Below are 16191 nucleotides of genomic sequence, written 5' to 3'. Positions count from 1 at the left end.
GAAATTATTGGGTATATTGCTAATCCTGACGGCTGTCAGATACTTTACGCACCCAACGGACATCACGTTTCATACAATTAACGATAGCGCTTACATATAAGAATCTTCTCACCATTACATTCTATGGTAGGCATCGCATATATAGAAATAACACCCTCTGTAAACAGAGGGTGTTGTGTTTTCCTGTTTGTCGCAGGTTTATTGCAGAAATTGCTGAACCGCTTGGTTCACGAGCTTACCGTCAGCGCGGCCTTTTACCTTAGGCATCAAGGCCGTCATTACTTTCCCCATCTCGGCTTTCGAAGAAGCACCGGTTTCCTGGATGGTCTGCTGTACAATAACTTTAATTTCTTCCTCAGAAAGTTGTTCGGGAAGGTACTGAGCGATGATCTCTATTTCTGCTTTAGTGCTTGTCGCAAGTTCATCACGACCGGCTTTTTCAAATTCATGGAGGGCATCTTTTCGCTGTTTGATCTCACGACTCAGAATATCAAGCACTTCGTTGTCGTCCAAATCCCGTTTCAAATCTATTTCAAGATTTTTAATCGTAGAACGAACCATTCGAATGGTGGAGAGTTTGAACTTGTCCTTACTCTTCATTGCTTGCTTCATATCTTCGTTCAATCGTTCGCTCAAATTCATGATTGCTTAGATCCTCCTAGAACTTTCTCTTACGAGCAGCCTCGGACTTTTTCTTGCGCTTTACGCTTGGCTTTTCATAATGCTTGCGTTTCTTCACCTCAGCCAATACGCCATCCTTAGCAATGGAGCGTTTAAAGCGACGAAGTGCAGCATCAATTGTCTCGTTTTTGCGAACTTTAGTTTCAGACACCAGTTTTCCCTCCCTCCGACCAGACCGTCCAAGAGCAATAACACGGTTCATCAAATTTTATTATAGGTGAAACGGAAACCAGGTGTCAACCTATAAGAAAAAATGAATACATAAAGGGCCATTTTTCTCCATTCACATCCGTATTACTGAAAAGACAAGCTCTGTCATTTTTTTAAGAATGTGAGTCCGAAATACCTGTCAAGGCACCCAATTTGGCGCCGCCCAGTAAGTGATAATGCAGATGCCCCACCGCTTGTCCACTATCTGGGCCACAGTTGTTAATCAACCGATAGCCAGACTCGGCAATTCCTAACTTTTTCGCAACCTCAACCGCAACACGATGAATCTCCGCGATAAGAGGAAGATCCTCCTCTGTCACAGCGTTCATCGAAGGAATATATTTTTTTGGAATAATGAGCACGTGTACTGGCGCCGCAGGCTGGATGTCATGAAATGCGAGCACATTGTCGGTTTCCAACACCTTCTTACTGGGGATGGTTCCATCCACAATTTTCAAAAACAGATCGTCCATTCAAAACCCTCCTTTGGCAGTGAGCCGATCATAAGCAAATAGACAAAAACAGCCCTTGCTCTCGGCATTCAAAGTTATGTATTTCCCACACTGAATAGAAACATATACAGCCATGTTTGGTTATACTTATGTTTCTTTATGTATCATAACGGAAAAAGGGTCTTAATACCAGTTTCCCTTACTAACTTCCTCTATAATAGCTTTCACCCCTGCATCAATTTGATCCAACTGTGCGCGCGAAATACTTATGCGCAAAAATTTCTCTTGTTCCCTATAGCCTGATAAATAAAAGCCTTTGCCAGATACAACCTGGATGTTCCTCGCGGAAAGACACTGTACCAAGCGTTCCAAATTCACCGTCCGAGGCAGTTTAAACTGCATATAAACTCCTGAAGTTACAGCTGAAGTCTGAACGTATCCGGCCTGATTGTATCGTTCCACAGCCTTGTTAAGAGCACGAACGCGCTCCGAATACAGTTTATATATCGTGTGCTTGTGGCGTTCATACATTCCATTTTTAATATAAATATCAAGCGCCGCCTGAGACAAAATAGATGTGTCGACATATCTTTTATAAGTGTTAAACGTCTTCAATAGGACTTCTGGCAATACCGCAACTCCTAATCGCAAGCCGGGGAAAATGATTTTCGAGAAGCTTTTCAAATAAATAACATGGTCCGTCTGGTCGTATGCATAAATGGGATCAAAAAGATGATCGGCCCCCAAATCTGCCATATAGTCATCTTCTACGATGTACACGTCATATTTGGCGGCTAAGGCAGCTATCGCTTTTCGCTCCTCTGTGTTGTAAGAGACTCCTAATGGATTATGATATCTTGACATGGTATAAAAAAACTTGATGCTCTCGTTCTTAAATTGATTCTCCAATTCGTGAAAATCCATACCTTCCGCTGTCCGGACGATGGTACTGACGGGTATGTTCTCTTCCTCCAGAAAACGCAAATATATATCGTAACTTGGCTGCTCGACCAAAACCTTTTCTTTGCCATTGGGAAACGGCATTTTAGCGAGTATCTCCAATGCCTGCTGAACACCCGAAGTAACGATAATCCGATCCATTTTTGCAAACACCTGAGTATCAGCCAAATGGGAAACCAACGTATGACGCAGTGTTTCCAGTCCTTGCGAATCGCCATAAGTGAACAGATGATATTTGTAGGTGTCAATAGCCTGATTCAAACAATGTTGGAAATCCAGATAAGGGAATACATTCAAATCCGGGGAGGCCGAAGCAAAATTAACGGAGTCTTGAATATGGCTATGGTGTAAATCGCCCGAATTTTCCACTACATAGTATCCACTTTGCGGTATGGAATAGATGGCGTGTTTCTTTTCAAGTTCAGCATATGCCCGCAGAATCGTGCTTTTGCTGCACCTGTATAATTCAGAAGCCTCACGGACCGACGGCAACTTGTAACCTGATTTATATTGTCCCTCACGAATTTTAAGTTCTATATCCAATAAAATTGAAACGTATTTTTTCACAATATCCTCCCACCTGCTCTTTACATACTCATTACATGCTTATTCCGTCTTATGTTTCTTTACACGCTAGATGTTACCATGGTTTATGAATAAACAGGATACCTCATTTCATTGAACTGTACTAATACAGTTTCAATCATTGAATCATATTCGGGATGTTTTACGTGAAAAAGAGGCTGTTTCTTCATAATGGAAGAAGCAGCCTTGCATGGTGATAATGTATGGATGCGCCTTAAAGTCACTTGTACTGCACAAGAACTGTAGGCGGGAGAGAGCAGGAATTCACTATGTCTGACGACTAAGAAAATAGGATTAGTAATAAGGCAGCAAGCTAATCGCTGTCAACGCTGCAAGTGGCAGAATCAAACGATTAAAGCGACGGCGTCCGTATGGGAACCCATATGCATAAGCGGGTGCTGGATACGGGTACGGGTACGGGTACGGATACGGATACGGAGGATAAGACGCATAGCCACCATAAGCACGGGAGCCGCAGCCACAATTATTAGGCGGATATGGGAGATTAACATTGACATTCTCCATTTCGTCTCCACCCATAGGAACGGCTAAGTATATCTTTTCATCATCCACATGCTCTACAATGCCGTCATACATTGTCCCGTCCTTCACCCATACGCATACATAACGATGCATATGCTTTTGACATAGTGTTTTAGCATCCGTCTGTTCCGGTGCTGTAACTTTTTCGGTTGTCATGCTTTTTTCCATGGTTGTTTCCTCCTAGGCTCTTGCATGTATACCGTATGTTATTCAAAAACGGGCTATTTGCTACATCAAATTGGGCGAATTCCGGCTTGCAAAAAAAGAAGCACCCCGGGAGCTCTTGGCAGAGCCCCTCTGAACGGACGTATGATGGGAAGATTTCTTCCGCAGCATACGTCCGCCGGGGTGCTGTATGATTAACTTGTCGGCTTGGCTGTATTATAACAATAGTTTGAAACTGTATCTGTGACCTGTATCACATTGCTTCAAAAAGTTTCCATAACCACACGTGAGCCGCCTCCAGCCTGCTCTGCTGGCAGAACAACTAGCTTGCGCGGAAGACGGGCCCGTAGTTCAGGCACATGACTAATCACACCAACAGACAATTGATCATGGTGCAGCTTTTCCAGTGAGGTGATCACTGTGTCAAGCAACTCAGGGTCCAACGTTCCAAAGCCTTCATCCAGAAAGAAAAATTGCAGAGGGTATTGGCCCCGCAATTGAATTTGAGCCGACAGCGCAAGCGCAAGCGACAAGGAGGTCAGGAACGTTTCGCCACCGGACAAGGTCGATACCGGACGTTTGACCCCACCGTTGGCATCGTCACTAATGACAAATCCACCGCTGGAATCTACCTCTAGCGCGTAACGCTGCTTGGTCAGAAAACGCAGGCGGCGTGAAGCCGACTGACTGACCTGCATGAGCTGCTCCTCGGCAATATATTCAACAAAGGCATTGCCGCGAAAAACAGACTGGAGCTTGGACATTTTTTCCGCTTCGCTACGCAAATGTATACGATTGGACTCCAGCTCCATCCAGCGGACATGTCGATGCTGCAAGTCCTCTAAATCACGCTCAGCCTTCGCGCGATTCTGAAGCGCCTCTTCGTCGCGTGCACGGCAATCACGTAGCTGTGCAGTGGCCGTTTCCCACTGTTCCTCTGTTACCGTTGCTCCATTCAGCTGCTCTTCGACATGTTTTAAGCGGGAAGACAGCTCTTTTTCCCGTTCTCGATGCAAACTCACTTCACGCTCATAGCGTGCGGCTTCTTCCGGTCCCAGGCAGCATTCCATGACCTCTGCTTCCGTAGCGAAGGAGGATGCTTCCAGACGGCTGCCCCAACGGGACTCTGCCATCTGACGTCTTTCTTCTGCCGAGTCGGAGGCCTGCCGGGCAATCAGTGAAGCATGAACGGCTTGCTGCTTGCGTTCTTCCGCTTCGGTACGGCGGCGTGCCGCGGCTTCGGCTCCGTTTTTAAGTCCCAACAGTCGCGAGGTCGCTTCTTCCAGCAATGAAGCCGCTTGGCCATCTCCAACCCACTTTCGGAGCTGTGCTAGCTTTTCACGAAGCGAATCATCTTTGCTTTGGAGCCCTGTACGGCGGGCAATAATGATTTTGTCCTCCTCGATGATACTCTGCTGTATCTGTTGAACACGCGCCGCCTTTCCTTCGAGGAAGGTCACACTCGTCTCCAGCCGGGACCGCAGCTCTTCCGCACGCCCGTCGCGCTCCTGCATGGCGCGGTAACGCTCCGCGGCTTCGCCAGGAGCGACATCCGTTAGCTGCGCCGCCCATTCGGCGCGCAGCCCCTCGCTGCGCGTGGTGCATGCCTCGCGCTTGCTGCGTGCCTGCGTCAGCGCTGCAGCTGCTGCCTCCTGCTCGGCGGCAGCACGGATACGCCGCTGCTGTCCGGCGGCGTCTGCCTCGCGCAGCGCCTGTGCCTCGGCAGGCAGCATATGCGCACGTGCGGCTAGCTCTGCCGCAGCACGCTCCAGCGCCGTGCAGCGCTCCGCCCAAGCGGCGGCACCGCGCGACTCTGCTGGTGCTGCCGCAGGCGTGAAAGGCTCGCCTGTGGCAGCAGCGCCGCTGTCTGCGGTGGCGGGCTGGGCCAGCAAGCTGCGCTGCTCGTGCAACTGCTGGCGCAGTGTGAGGCGCAGCTCCTGCAAACCAAGCCGCAGGCGGTGCAGCTCATCTGGCGCAGCGGCATCCGCGCTATGCGCCGCGACGACGGCAGGCGCGGGGTGATGCAGCGAGCCGCACACTGCGCACGGCTCGCCTTCGCGCAACTCGGCAGCGAGATGCTGAGCAAGACGGCCCAGCTCCTCGGCACGGAGCTCGTGGCGCAGTTGCTCTTCCTCGGAGGCCAGTGACGACATATCGACGGTGATCTCTGCCTCCAACGTCAGCAATGCCTCAATGCCATCAGCTGCCTGTGCAGCAAGGGCAGAACGCCGTGCCTCTGTCTCCTGTGTCTCCTGGTCCGTCAGCTGTAAACGTTCGTCAGCTTGCGCAAGCCGATTCTCCTGAGCGGTGTACTCCAGTTCAGCTTCACGCAATTGCTCATTCGCGACTTCCAGCTGTTGCAGCCGTTGCACAGCCTCTTGCAGCATACGCCGCTCATCTGCCCGCACTTCATTTTGCTTTAGCTCCTGTTGAAGCTCTTGCTGTCGCTTCAAGCCTCGCGTCTGTAGCTCTTGTTCCTTTGCGAGTCCTTTTGCATGTTCAGCAAGGGTTTGTTCGCTTTGCACAAGCTCGGCCGCCAGACGTTCCCGTTCGGTCCGCAACGCTTCCGTATCACGCTCCAGTTGAAGCGCCTGCTCTAGTTGGTCGATCCGAAGCAATAGCTTCGGTTCTTCGGCACTGAGTGCTTGCCGGGCCTGCTCATCTGCTTGCGCAGACACAAGCGCAGCCTCCTGCGCGGTAGCGGCCAGGACTTCCATTTCTTCGGCAGTCTTTTGCCGTTTTTCCGCTTCAGCAATGGCTTCCTTCCAATCCGTCAGCGCAGGCAGCAATGCCTCGGCTGCAGTTGCTTGTCGAAGCTTGCGCTCCAGCAAAGCAATGCCCGGCTCCTGTGCTGCCAACTGCTCCAGCTCGTTCGATCTTTGGCTGAGCTCGATGACCAGCTCACGGGTTTTGTTTAGCGCCTCCGATTCACGTGAGACACGCTCTAGCTCGCGACGCGAAGCTTCTGCATTGGCAATCGCCTCTTTGAGACGCAACTCTACATGTTCAAGCGCTTCAGCACTCGCATCCCCCAGCCCTTGCTGCTCCGCCTCTAACGCTTTCAGTGCGCTATCGTTATCTTTCACACGACGGCTTAGCTTCTGTGCAAGTTGATCTCCGTACTTCTCCAGATGGAATAAACGCTGTAGCATCTGTCTACGTTCACTGCCTTTTAAGGACAAGAATTCCGCAAACTTTCCCTGCGGCAATACAACAGCTCGTGTAAAATCGTCCATTTTCAGGCCGATATACTCCTCTACACAGCGCGTCACATCCTGCACCTTATCGGCAAGCACTTCCTCGCCATCCTCTGTTAACGCAATAAAACGGCTAAGCGTATTATTAACCGATACGCCTCCAGCACGTTTGAAACGTCGTTCTACACGGTAACGACGAGGCCCTTGAGCTGACATTAATTCAAACGTAAACGCAACAGACAACGTATCCTCAGCATGATTCATAATGCCTTGTGTACCATTCACTGCCCGCTCCACTTTACCGTACATAGCCAACGTAATGGCATCCAGCAGCGTTGATTTTCCACTACCCGTTGGGCCAAAAATTCCAAACAGTCCAGTTTCGGTCAAATCGTCAAAGCGAATTTCCTGTGACTCCCGGTAGCTTTGCAACCCCGCCAGTTTTAGAAGGATTGGTTTCATGCGTCATCCTCCTCAGCGTGCTCTCTTGCATCATCCTGTTCCACCAGTTCCAGAAACAACTGCACTAATCCGTCATCCGGCTTTGCTCCACCTGTCTGCCGCTGATAGAATGCCCGGAACAACTCATGCACTGGCAGTTCTGATCGTTGGTGCTCCAGCTGTGCGGCAGCCATTTCTGGATACATTGGGCGAATATGAATGATGCCTTCACGGCTTTTGCGCAGCCGCTGAATATCTCCCATCGACATCGCTTCATCCAGCGTAATTTCCAGATCAATAAAGGCATCGGCATCCAGTCCTTCGTCCAGCCAGCGATATACTTCCTCCAGACCTCCCCGTGCACGCCACCTCACTAATGGGCGTCCACTGGTAATATACAGTTCCTCGACCTGAGCAGGCTTGCCAGCAACCACGTCAATTAACGTAACCGATTTGGCTTGTCCGGCTTCGGAAAAGCTATAAGCCAGCGGCGAGCCACTGTAACGCATCAGCCCGTCTCCCTTCACATATTGGGGACGATGCAAATGTCCTAGAGCCGTATACTGTGCCCCAATGCTCAAAGCAGACGGATCTACGGTATACGCCCCCCCGACCTGAATCGGACGTTCCGAGTCCGATTCCAGCCCGCCGAGCACATAAATATGGCTCATCGACAAATTAACGGTGTCAGGCCGAAATGCTGTACCCAGCTGTGACATCAGCAAGCCCACACGGCGGCTGTATGCCTCGCGCAATACTGTTTCATCTCCGTCTTCAGACAATAGCTCGTTCAGACGAGACTCGGAGGGATATGGCAAGGCTGCAATGCATGCCATTTCACCCGTTCGCGGTGTATGAACGCGTACCGCTTCCCCATGGGGCAGTCCCAGCAATGTAATTCCGCGCCCGCTCACCAGCGGTGTGACCGAGGATACCCTTTCCGGCTGATCATGATTGCCCGCAATGACGACTAGTGGTCTTCCTCCAGCCGTAAGACGGGCAGACGTTTCATAAAACAATTGCTCGGCTGCGGCCGATGGATTGACTGAGTCGTATACGTCTCCAGCCATCATAATCAAATCGGCCTGCTGATCGTCAGCCATTTTCGCCAATTCTTCCAAAAACGCCTCCTGCTCCTTTAAACGGCTGCGTCCTTCCAACGTGCGGCCCAAATGCCAATCACCTGTATGCAAAATCCGCATGCTATTCCTCCTCTCCCTATCTATATAACTACAGCCGTACACTCTCTCCAGCTTCTAAAAAATACAGCCACTTCTCAGCAACCTTTTTGCCTGTAATCTCTTCGATCACACGGGCATACAGCTCCAATTGAAATCGATATTGGTCTGTTAAATGGGACAGTGTACGATATTCAGATATCCGATCTGTTTTATAATCTACCAGTACGAGTCCTTCAGGAGTTTCAAATAGACAGTCAATAATCCCGTTCATCAGCACCTTATCGCCGTCCTGTCTACCTTCCGAATCTGTTTCTTGTCCTGGTGACATCGATGGTAAGCTGTGGTTCCAGTAATCGTTTGCCCGCATGGTATAAGTAAACGGAAGCTCTCTTTGAACATGGGATGCTCCCAGCATTCTGCTACCCAGCTCACTAGTGAAAAAGCGTAATATTTTATCCGTATCTAGCGCCTCTGCATGAACATCCAGTAACATACGCTGATTGAGCAAACGAGCCTTGGTTTCCTCAATAACTTCGGCGCTCATCCCCCCATCTAGTGGCAAATGCAGCATCAACATATGATAGACTGTTCCTCGTTCCGTTGGAGTCAGACGCTGATTCCCCATAAACTTAGGTCTGCGCAAGTGTAATTGACTTCCCCCAGTGTGAGAATCCTCCCGATCCTCCGGTAACTCTGCTAGTAGGGAGGTAGATAGATTCAGCCAATCGTCCGAACCCATCTCCTGCATTTCCAGCCATCTTTTCATCTCAGTAACCGATGTATTGGCTGCCGTCTTGCCAGCCCGTTCATACGGATAAATCCAGGAAAGAGCAGCTTCAATATCCGTTTCACTCTCTTCGTTCAAATCGATTAGCTCCGCATTTCTCAGTGCTTCTGTCTTCTTTTGGCGCTCTTCTCCCGACACCTCTTCCTCATGATCTGAGTTCACACGAGAGCCGGAAAGTGTTTCCGAGGCCACGATTTTAAATAACCAGTCTGTTCCCGGCATATGTTCCAGCCTGTGATAGTACCCATCCTGATCACCTGCGGCTTCCCTCAACAAAGTAGCAGAAGGATGCCGAATCAAAGCGGGACCTACCCAGTCCAGATAGCTGCGGCCTGCCGCCAGCATATAGTCTGGTAAGACAATTTCCGTATGTTCTTTGGCACGTGCCCAACCCGCTGCGCGCGAAGCGAGATCCTTCACGGTTCCGGTCATAATCAGCTTTTCGCGCGGACGTGTAAGCGCCACGTATAACACCCGCATTTCCTCAGCCAATAGCTCCAGCTGTGAGCGTCGGCGGATCGCTAAATTAGGCAGCGTAGGGTAGCTGACACGATTTTGTTCCTCCACATATTTAGGACCAAACCCCAACTCCTTGTGCATAAGAAACGGCGCATTGAGATCCTGTTGATTGAACATTTTTGCTGTCCCGGCAATAAACACGATAGGGAATTCAAGTCCTTTACTTTTATGAATGGTCATAATGCGGACAGCCTGATCGGGTTCAGTCCCTCCGCTAATTGATCCTAAATCACCGCCTCGCTCCCGTAGACGGGAAATGAAGGTCAGAAATCGGAACAATCCTCGGTTGGACGTAGAAGTCTCATACTGTCTCGCTCGGTCATATAGCGCCCGCAAATTGCTTTGACGCTGTGAGCCGCCAGGCAGTCCACCGACCCAATCCAGATATCCTGTTTCCTCCAGCACATTCCAAATCAATGCACTTAAGCTGCCTTGTCTGGCTTCCTGCCGCCAGGCTTCCAAATTACGCAAAAATGAACGTAGTCGGGCAGACAACGTATTCCCGTCATTTCTATTACCAAAGTCAGATGAAGATAAAGAGTCCTCTGGGAAAATATCCAACTCCATAATCTCAGCTGAAATCCCTTTTTCGCTTTCTTCCAGTGGGTCAGCCTCAGCCGCCGCCAGCAATGCGCCATAAAACAATCCATCCGGCTTCTCCAACCGAATTTGTGCCAGTTCATCTTCGGTCAAGCCGACAATCGGCGAACGAAGCACTGATGCAAGCGGGATGTCCTGCTGCGGATTATCAATAATATGCAGCAGAGACAACATTACCTCAACTTCCGTTGCTTTAAAAAAGCCTGTCGTCTGCTCCCCGGAGGCCGGAATGCCCTCAAGCCGCAGTTCCTCCACAATTAGGGGGGCCCACACGCTTGCGGAACGAAGCAAAATGACGATATCGCCGTAGACTGCCGGACGCACCGCTTTTAATCCTCTGTCGTAAATCAACAGTGGTTGTCCAGTGTCTCCGGTCAGTTCTTTAATCCGTTGCGCGATCGCACGAGCCTCTAACTGTGCCGTTTCCAGCTCCGCAAGCTCAGCCAGCTCACTTTCCTGTAGAGCAGATTCGTTCTCCATTTCGGACAGCTCCGAAGCCTCGGAAAGACCATGTCCACCCTTATCAACTAACAGCAGCTCAGGTGCGTATACAGATGCGGCGTCTTGATCCGACTGGTCGGGATAGGATGCGCCGTGTACCAGCCACGCTCGTTCATCGTACTCAATTTCCGCCACATCCACACTCATAATCTGGCGGAACACCAAATTGACCGCATCGACAACTTCCTCCCGACTGCGGAAATTACGCGCCAGATCAATTAAAAAGCCATCTTCCTGCTCCTGCATGCCGTACCGTTGATACTTATTCAAAAACAGACCCGGCTCCGCCAGCCGAAACCGATAAATACTCTGTTTCACGTCGCCCACCATAAAACGGTTACCCGGTTCCTCCCGTGATACCAGCCTAACGATATCTTCCTGTACGGTATTCGTATCCTGATACTCATCCAACAGCACCTCGTCGAATTGCGCCTTATATTCGAGCGCAGCGTCGGAAGGTAGTAGCTTGTACGGAGTAGAATCGGGATGTCGTAATATTTTCAGACAATAATGTTCCAAATCCCCGAAGTCCACCAACCCTTTTGACTGCTTGTGTTGTTGAAATCGTTCCCCGAATACAATCACGGTTTCTATCAATTCGTCCATCAGCGGAGCCGCGGCGTGCAGCTCCTCCCAATAGGCTTCTGCTCTCCTGCCAAACAGGGAAGCCTTCATATCTGTAATCATTTTTTTGGCTGCTTCACGAAGCGTTTTAACCCGTTCCTGCAATGCAGGCTCGGTCTGATCTTTTTTGACGGGCTTGAGCTTACCGAAGGAAGCTGTCTGAAAATGATCATATAGAGATGCCCACGGCTGTGTCTCCAGCTCCTGTAACAATCCCTTCACCATCGCCGCATCCTCTTGCAGCGTCACGGCATAAGGTGCAGGACCGCCGGGCTGCATAGCTGTTTCATGCGCCTGTTCCAGCAAGCTCGCTGCTCCGCGCAATGAAAGTGCAGCATCCGCCAAAATGCTGCGAACCCAGGGAGTCTCTCCCAAAGCGGCTACATCCTGTACACGAAATGCTGCCGCTGTCTCCCGCAGCCAATGTTCTGGCCAAGGATGACTTTGAGAAAAATCATACAGCCGCTGAACAAGCACGTACATTGCATCATCGGTGCGTTCTCCACTGAACCAGTCGACCAGTCTGCGGAATGTACTGCCTTCATCATGAGCCTCATATTTCTCCTCAAACAGTTCTTCTAGAAGCTCCTGACGCAGCAATTCTGTCTCATGCTCATTCATAATCCGAAAACCGGGATCAAGGGGAATGGCCTGATAATGCCTGCGGATGACCTCCATACAAAATGAGTGAAGCGTCGTAATCGAGGCCCGATTCAGCAACGATAGCTGGCGGCGTACATGCTCACTTTCCGGTTCCTGCTCCAGTACACGTTCCAACGCTTCGCGTATCCGTTGACGCATTTCGGCGGCGGCAGCCTTCGTAAAGGTCGCTACCAGTAACCGATCCACACTGAAGCCGAGCTGGGGATCGACGATTTTACGAATAATACGCTCTACGAGCACCGCTGTTTTACCAGACCCTGCCGCTGCCGCGACCAGCATGTTGTTACCAGATTCCGAAATTGCACGCCACTGGTCATCGCTCCACATACTGCCTTCCGGCTTCGGCATGCCTTTAGTGTTTGACGTGCCTATCATTGGTCCATTCCTCCTTTCCCTTCCTGTGTATGACCCAGCAGATTCCAGATCTGATCCTTACCGGGTTTACCCCATTGATTGTAGCCACTACCGTCCAGACTGTCGTCAAATTGACAAACAGGCTTAAAAGAACAGAAGGTACAAGCCGTCTCTTGCTGGATTCGATAAGGTTCAATGGCCACATCGCCCTCTGTCATCCGTGTGCCAATCGTCCGAATATTATGACGTACCGAAGCTAGCAGGCTGTCCCACTGTTCCGGCGAAGCAACCGAAGCACTGCTATAAAAACTGCCGTCTGCTTTCACCGCAACAGGTAAAATAGAGGAATATCCCTTGTCCAATGCTGTATCCATTTGCCCAACTACATCCCGATCCGCGAGCAATAATCCCTTCATCTTAAAACGTTTTAAAAGCTCCTGACGGGCCTGTTCTGCGCTAAGACCGTTAGGCGACTGCAACATCGGATTGTGGACGTGAAAATACAGTGTACCCGCTGGATAAGCTGTCTCGCCCAACCATTCCTCCGCCGCATTCAGCAGCACATCCAGGTAGGTGAGCATCTGCAAGGACAGGCCATAGTACACTTCATGCAGCTTGAGATCCTTTTGGCTAGATTTGTAATCGATGACACGCAAAAGTAACCCCTTTTCTCCCTCTGCCACATCTACACGGTCAATCCGTCCGACAATTTCCATCACAACGCCGTTATCTAACCGGAAGCTTAACGGAGGAAGCTGCTGACCCGGCCCAAAGTCCAACTCCAGCCCAATCGGCTCAAAGCTACCTCTTCGCGCATGTTCACCTAAAATCAACGAGGCACGGCTCACGATGTCTTTCAATTTACGCAAAATGTAGCCATACCGCTTGGAGCTCATTAAAATCTCGCCTTGCAGACGAGGAGCCAAACGCTCCACTGTACTTTCCGCCTCTTGGCGGCATTCCTCCGTGCTGAGACTGCCCCAGCTGACATTGCGTTTACGCAAATTGATCGCCATCTCTCCAAGCGCTGCATGAAATAATTGTCCGATATCCGGGGCCTTCAGGCGATACATTTGACGTTCCTTCAAACGAAGACCGTGAGAGGCAAAGTGCGAAAATGGACATGCCACAAAACGTTCCATACGAGATACGCTGGTACGCAGCTTGCTGCCGTACAGACGGCGGCTCGTTTCCTTCTGCATTTCGGCATGGTTCTCGTAAAAAAGTGAGGTCAACAGCTGACGCAGCTTGTCCTTCTCACGCCCTTGCTGGCTTGCGTACCAGTTATATACCTCCCACCAAGGGGATAAAATGTCACCGCCACGCCGCCAATGCCGTAATTGCGCAATGAGCTGCGGTAAAGCCTCGGACGGATGAGAAGCATACTCCCATTGCGTCGTCCAAGCATCCCCAGGCAAAGGGTATCCAGCCAGTGGACGCTCGTCCAGACTAGGAAACAGGTGCCGCACATGTCGTACTAACTCAGACGGCAGCAACGACTTCCCTTCTTCATCAGTCACTGCATAGCTCATCCACAGGCTTTTACCGGCTGAGGTAAGGGCCGTATAAGCGAGAAAACGTTCGTCCAACAGACGTCTTGTCATATCCGGCGCCAGCTCTACGCCTCGTTCGTTTAATGCCATACGCTCCTGCTCATTCAGCACACCGTCCTCATGGAACACAGCCGGCATCACACCTTCGTTCATACCTAGCACAAAGGCATGTTGAATACCGGACACACGTGTACGGTCCGTGTTTCCGACTAGAACCTGATCCAGAGCTGGCGGAACAAGTCCCATACGGAACTCAGCCAATCCCGTTTCCAGCACACCCGCAAACAAAGAGGTATCCAGCCTCTCGTCACCCATCATTTCGACAATTTGATCCAGTAGTTCAAGCACCGCATCCCATACTTGACGATGCTCCTTCGCCTGCTCAGGTTTTCCTGCTTCCCCTGCCTGATGAATGAAGGCGTCCAGCTTGTGGCCAATCTCTGCATCCTCCAGTAACAGATATACCGCTTCACACTTCTCAAGTGCAGTTCGTGCCTTGCCCACACGTTTCTCAAACGCACGTAAAGGCGTCACGATCACATCCCGGCACAGCTCCATCAAATCCAACGTTTCATCCCGCCTACGGCTCCGTTCCTGCTCCTCCAGCTCCAGTGACAAGCTGGGCACAGCCTGCCACGGGCGACCGTCTGTCCAACGGCTGCCTTGTATTCCGCAGGCTAGTACATAGTTTTCCAAACGGTCCATCTCCTCACGGCTCACCCGACCATCCAGCGGCAGGAGAAGGTCTGTTTTGACCGCACGGAATACATCCTCATATCGCCAACGACGCTGCACGATATCCAGCGAAGCCCGAATCAATTCCACTAAGGGATGATGCAAAACACTTCTCCGCTGATCCAGAAATACTGGAACCTCATATTGTTTGAATATCGGTTCCACCCATGGCTCATAATCTTCAATATGACGTACAAACAGGGCCATCTCCCGATAACGAGCGCCCTCATCTCGGGCCAGACGACGCATTTCGCGTGCAGCCCCTTCCAGCTCTGCACGGCGATTAGCCGCAGTGTACAGTTTTATGCCTTCCGGCTGTTCTTCTGTCCACTGCTCTCGTAGCTGCTGCAGCCGCATCCATTGTTCCTGATTCCGTAACCCTGTACGATGTTCAAAGTTAGCCTCCAAATACGCCAACGCCGGACGCTCCTTAAATCTCGGCAGCGGATCAGGGCGCAGTAATTGTGTCTGCGTCTCTATCATCAGCTCGTCTGCCATTCCTTTGAGCTTTACATACGCAGCCGCTGAGGGATGAAACAAATCCAGCTCATGCGGAAGCTGTCCGCTCTCGTAGCTGCGGTTGCAAGTCAGCGCCACCGTCAACGAAGAAGCGTGCAGCATAAGCTGCTCCACCACCTTGTATTCATGTGGTGTAAACCTGCGGTAGCCATCCATCCAAATATCTGCCCCACGCACAAGGGAAGACTCAGCAATCTGTTCTGCCAGCATGCGCAGCGTATCTTCACCGTCAATATATTTAAGCGTCAGCTCTCGTTCAAAATCCTCATAGATTAGACTGATATCTTTGAGCTTGCCACGCAAAATCGGAGTTGACTCTCCAGCAGCGTTCATTCGCTCCAGTTGCTCCGGTACAGACCGAGTATCATTTCCATACTGCTTTAGCTCTGTAAACAATGTATTCAACCGATCCACAAAGCCGAGCTGGTCTCCCGAATCCTTAAACAAACTCAGTTCATCCTTGCGACGACGAATAATTTTATATAAAAGCATCTTCTTGCCTTCTTCCGTTACAGGCACCAGTGCTGAACCCCCGGTTTCCTGCATAACTAAATAGGCAAGACGATGAAATCCCATCACTTGGGCGCGCACCGACCCCTGAATACCGTCTCCGGCTTCTGTAAGTAACGCATGCTCAGAAGCAAATGACGATTGCTCCGGTACAAGTAACAGCATAGGCTTACCTAGCGGCTCCTCGCGTAACATAGACGTCATTTCATTGCGGATTAACGTACTTTTACCACTCCCAGAGCGGCCAATCAACAAGCGGACCGACATGATGCGGCCTCCTTTCCAACGAACAACATTCTATTAAACAGTATAGCATATCAGGCAAGGGAGAAAAGAACGTACGTTTGCCATGTTGTAGCAATTCTTCCTCCCTCTAAAAAAACAAATCAGTCCCGCAGATTGGCTTGGTGC

9 protein-coding genes are annotated in these 16191 nt (G+C 50.5%); all 9 read right to left on the bottom strand.

What is annotated here, in order from left to right; genetic code table 11:
- Positions 1-198: 198 nt before the first annotated feature.
- The 9 genes from MHB54_RS22200 to addB all read right to left on the bottom strand — a co-directional run bounded on the left by MHB54_RS22200 (position 199) and on the right by addB (position 16047).
- The gene (locus tag MHB54_RS22200) at positions 199-642 is read right to left on the bottom strand and encodes a GatB/YqeY domain-containing protein (RefSeq protein WP_013311146.1); all 444 of its coding nucleotides are present in this window, start codon (positions 640-642) and stop codon (positions 199-201) included.
- Positions 643-658: 16 nt separating this feature from the next.
- A complete protein-coding gene (gene rpsU, locus MHB54_RS22195; RefSeq protein ID WP_005547957.1) occupies positions 659-832 on the bottom strand; it encodes a 30S ribosomal protein S21 in 174 nt (57 codons plus the stop codon).
- Positions 833-1004: 172 nt separating this feature from the next.
- Positions 1005-1364, bottom strand: a complete 360-nt coding sequence (locus tag MHB54_RS22190; RefSeq protein WP_025722131.1) for a histidine triad nucleotide-binding protein — start codon at positions 1362-1364, stop codon at positions 1005-1007.
- A 162-nt stretch (positions 1365-1526) separates the two neighbouring features.
- Positions 1527-2870 (bottom strand): aminotransferase-like domain-containing protein, encoded by a 1344-nt coding sequence (locus tag MHB54_RS22185; protein WP_340982031.1) that lies wholly within the window; start codon positions 2868-2870, stop codon positions 1527-1529.
- Between the two features lie 312 nt (positions 2871-3182).
- On the bottom strand, positions 3183-3599 hold the full coding sequence (locus MHB54_RS22180) for a hypothetical protein (protein WP_071558466.1): 417 nt from the start codon (positions 3597-3599) through the stop codon (positions 3183-3185).
- Positions 3600-3859: 260 nt separating this feature from the next.
- Positions 3860-7255: an SMC family ATPase gene (locus tag MHB54_RS22175; protein ID WP_340982030.1), complete on the bottom strand. Its 3396-nt coding sequence runs from the start codon at positions 7253-7255 to the stop codon at positions 3860-3862.
- Positions 7252-8436, bottom strand: coding sequence for an exonuclease SbcCD subunit D (locus MHB54_RS22170; RefSeq protein WP_028540452.1), 1185 nt, complete (start codon positions 8434-8436; stop codon positions 7252-7254). Before MHB54_RS22170 ends, MHB54_RS22175 begins: the two co-directional genes overlap by 4 nt.
- Before the next feature lie 28 nt (positions 8437-8464).
- Entirely contained in the window at positions 8465-12484 is a 4020-nt protein-coding gene (gene addA, locus MHB54_RS22165; RefSeq protein WP_264454754.1) for a helicase-exonuclease AddAB subunit AddA, read from the bottom strand.
- Positions 12481-16047, bottom strand: a complete 3567-nt coding sequence (gene addB / locus MHB54_RS22160) for a helicase-exonuclease AddAB subunit AddB (RefSeq protein WP_264454753.1) — start codon at positions 16045-16047, stop codon at positions 12481-12483. Before addB ends, addA begins: the two co-directional genes overlap by 4 nt.
- Positions 16048-16191: the final 144 nt, after the last annotated feature.

Source organism: Paenibacillus sp. FSL M7-0802 (assembly GCF_038004945.1).
Taxonomy (GTDB): domain Bacteria; phylum Bacillota; class Bacilli; order Paenibacillales; family Paenibacillaceae; genus Paenibacillus; species Paenibacillus polymyxa_B.
Note: the sequence above shows the minus strand (reverse complement) of the source record. Positions and strands in the feature narration are given on the sequence as shown.

Excerpts from the sequence above, each read along its gene's own strand:
- MHB54_RS22200 (WP_013311146.1), bottom strand. The coding sequence starts at position 642 with ATGAATTTGAGCGAACGATTGAACGAAGATATGAAGCAAGCAATGAAG.
- MHB54_RS22190 (WP_025722131.1), bottom strand. The coding sequence starts at position 1,364 with ATGGACGATCTGTTTTTGAAAATTGTGGATGGAACCATCCCCAGTAAG.
- MHB54_RS22180 (WP_071558466.1), bottom strand. The coding sequence starts at position 3,599 with ATGGAAAAAAGCATGACAACCGAAAAAGTTACAGCACCGGAACAGACG.
- MHB54_RS22175 (WP_340982030.1), bottom strand. The coding sequence starts at position 7,255 with ATGAAACCAATCCTTCTAAAACTGGCGGGGTTGCAAAGCTACCGGGAG.
- MHB54_RS22170 (WP_028540452.1), bottom strand. The coding sequence starts at position 8,436 with ATGCGGATTTTGCATACAGGTGATTGGCATTTGGGCCGCACGTTGGAA.
- addA (WP_264454754.1), bottom strand. The coding sequence starts at position 12,484 with ATGATAGGCACGTCAAACACTAAAGGCATGCCGAAGCCGGAAGGCAGT.
- addB (WP_264454753.1), bottom strand. The coding sequence starts at position 16,047 with ATGTCGGTCCGCTTGTTGATTGGCCGCTCTGGGAGTGGTAAAAGTACG.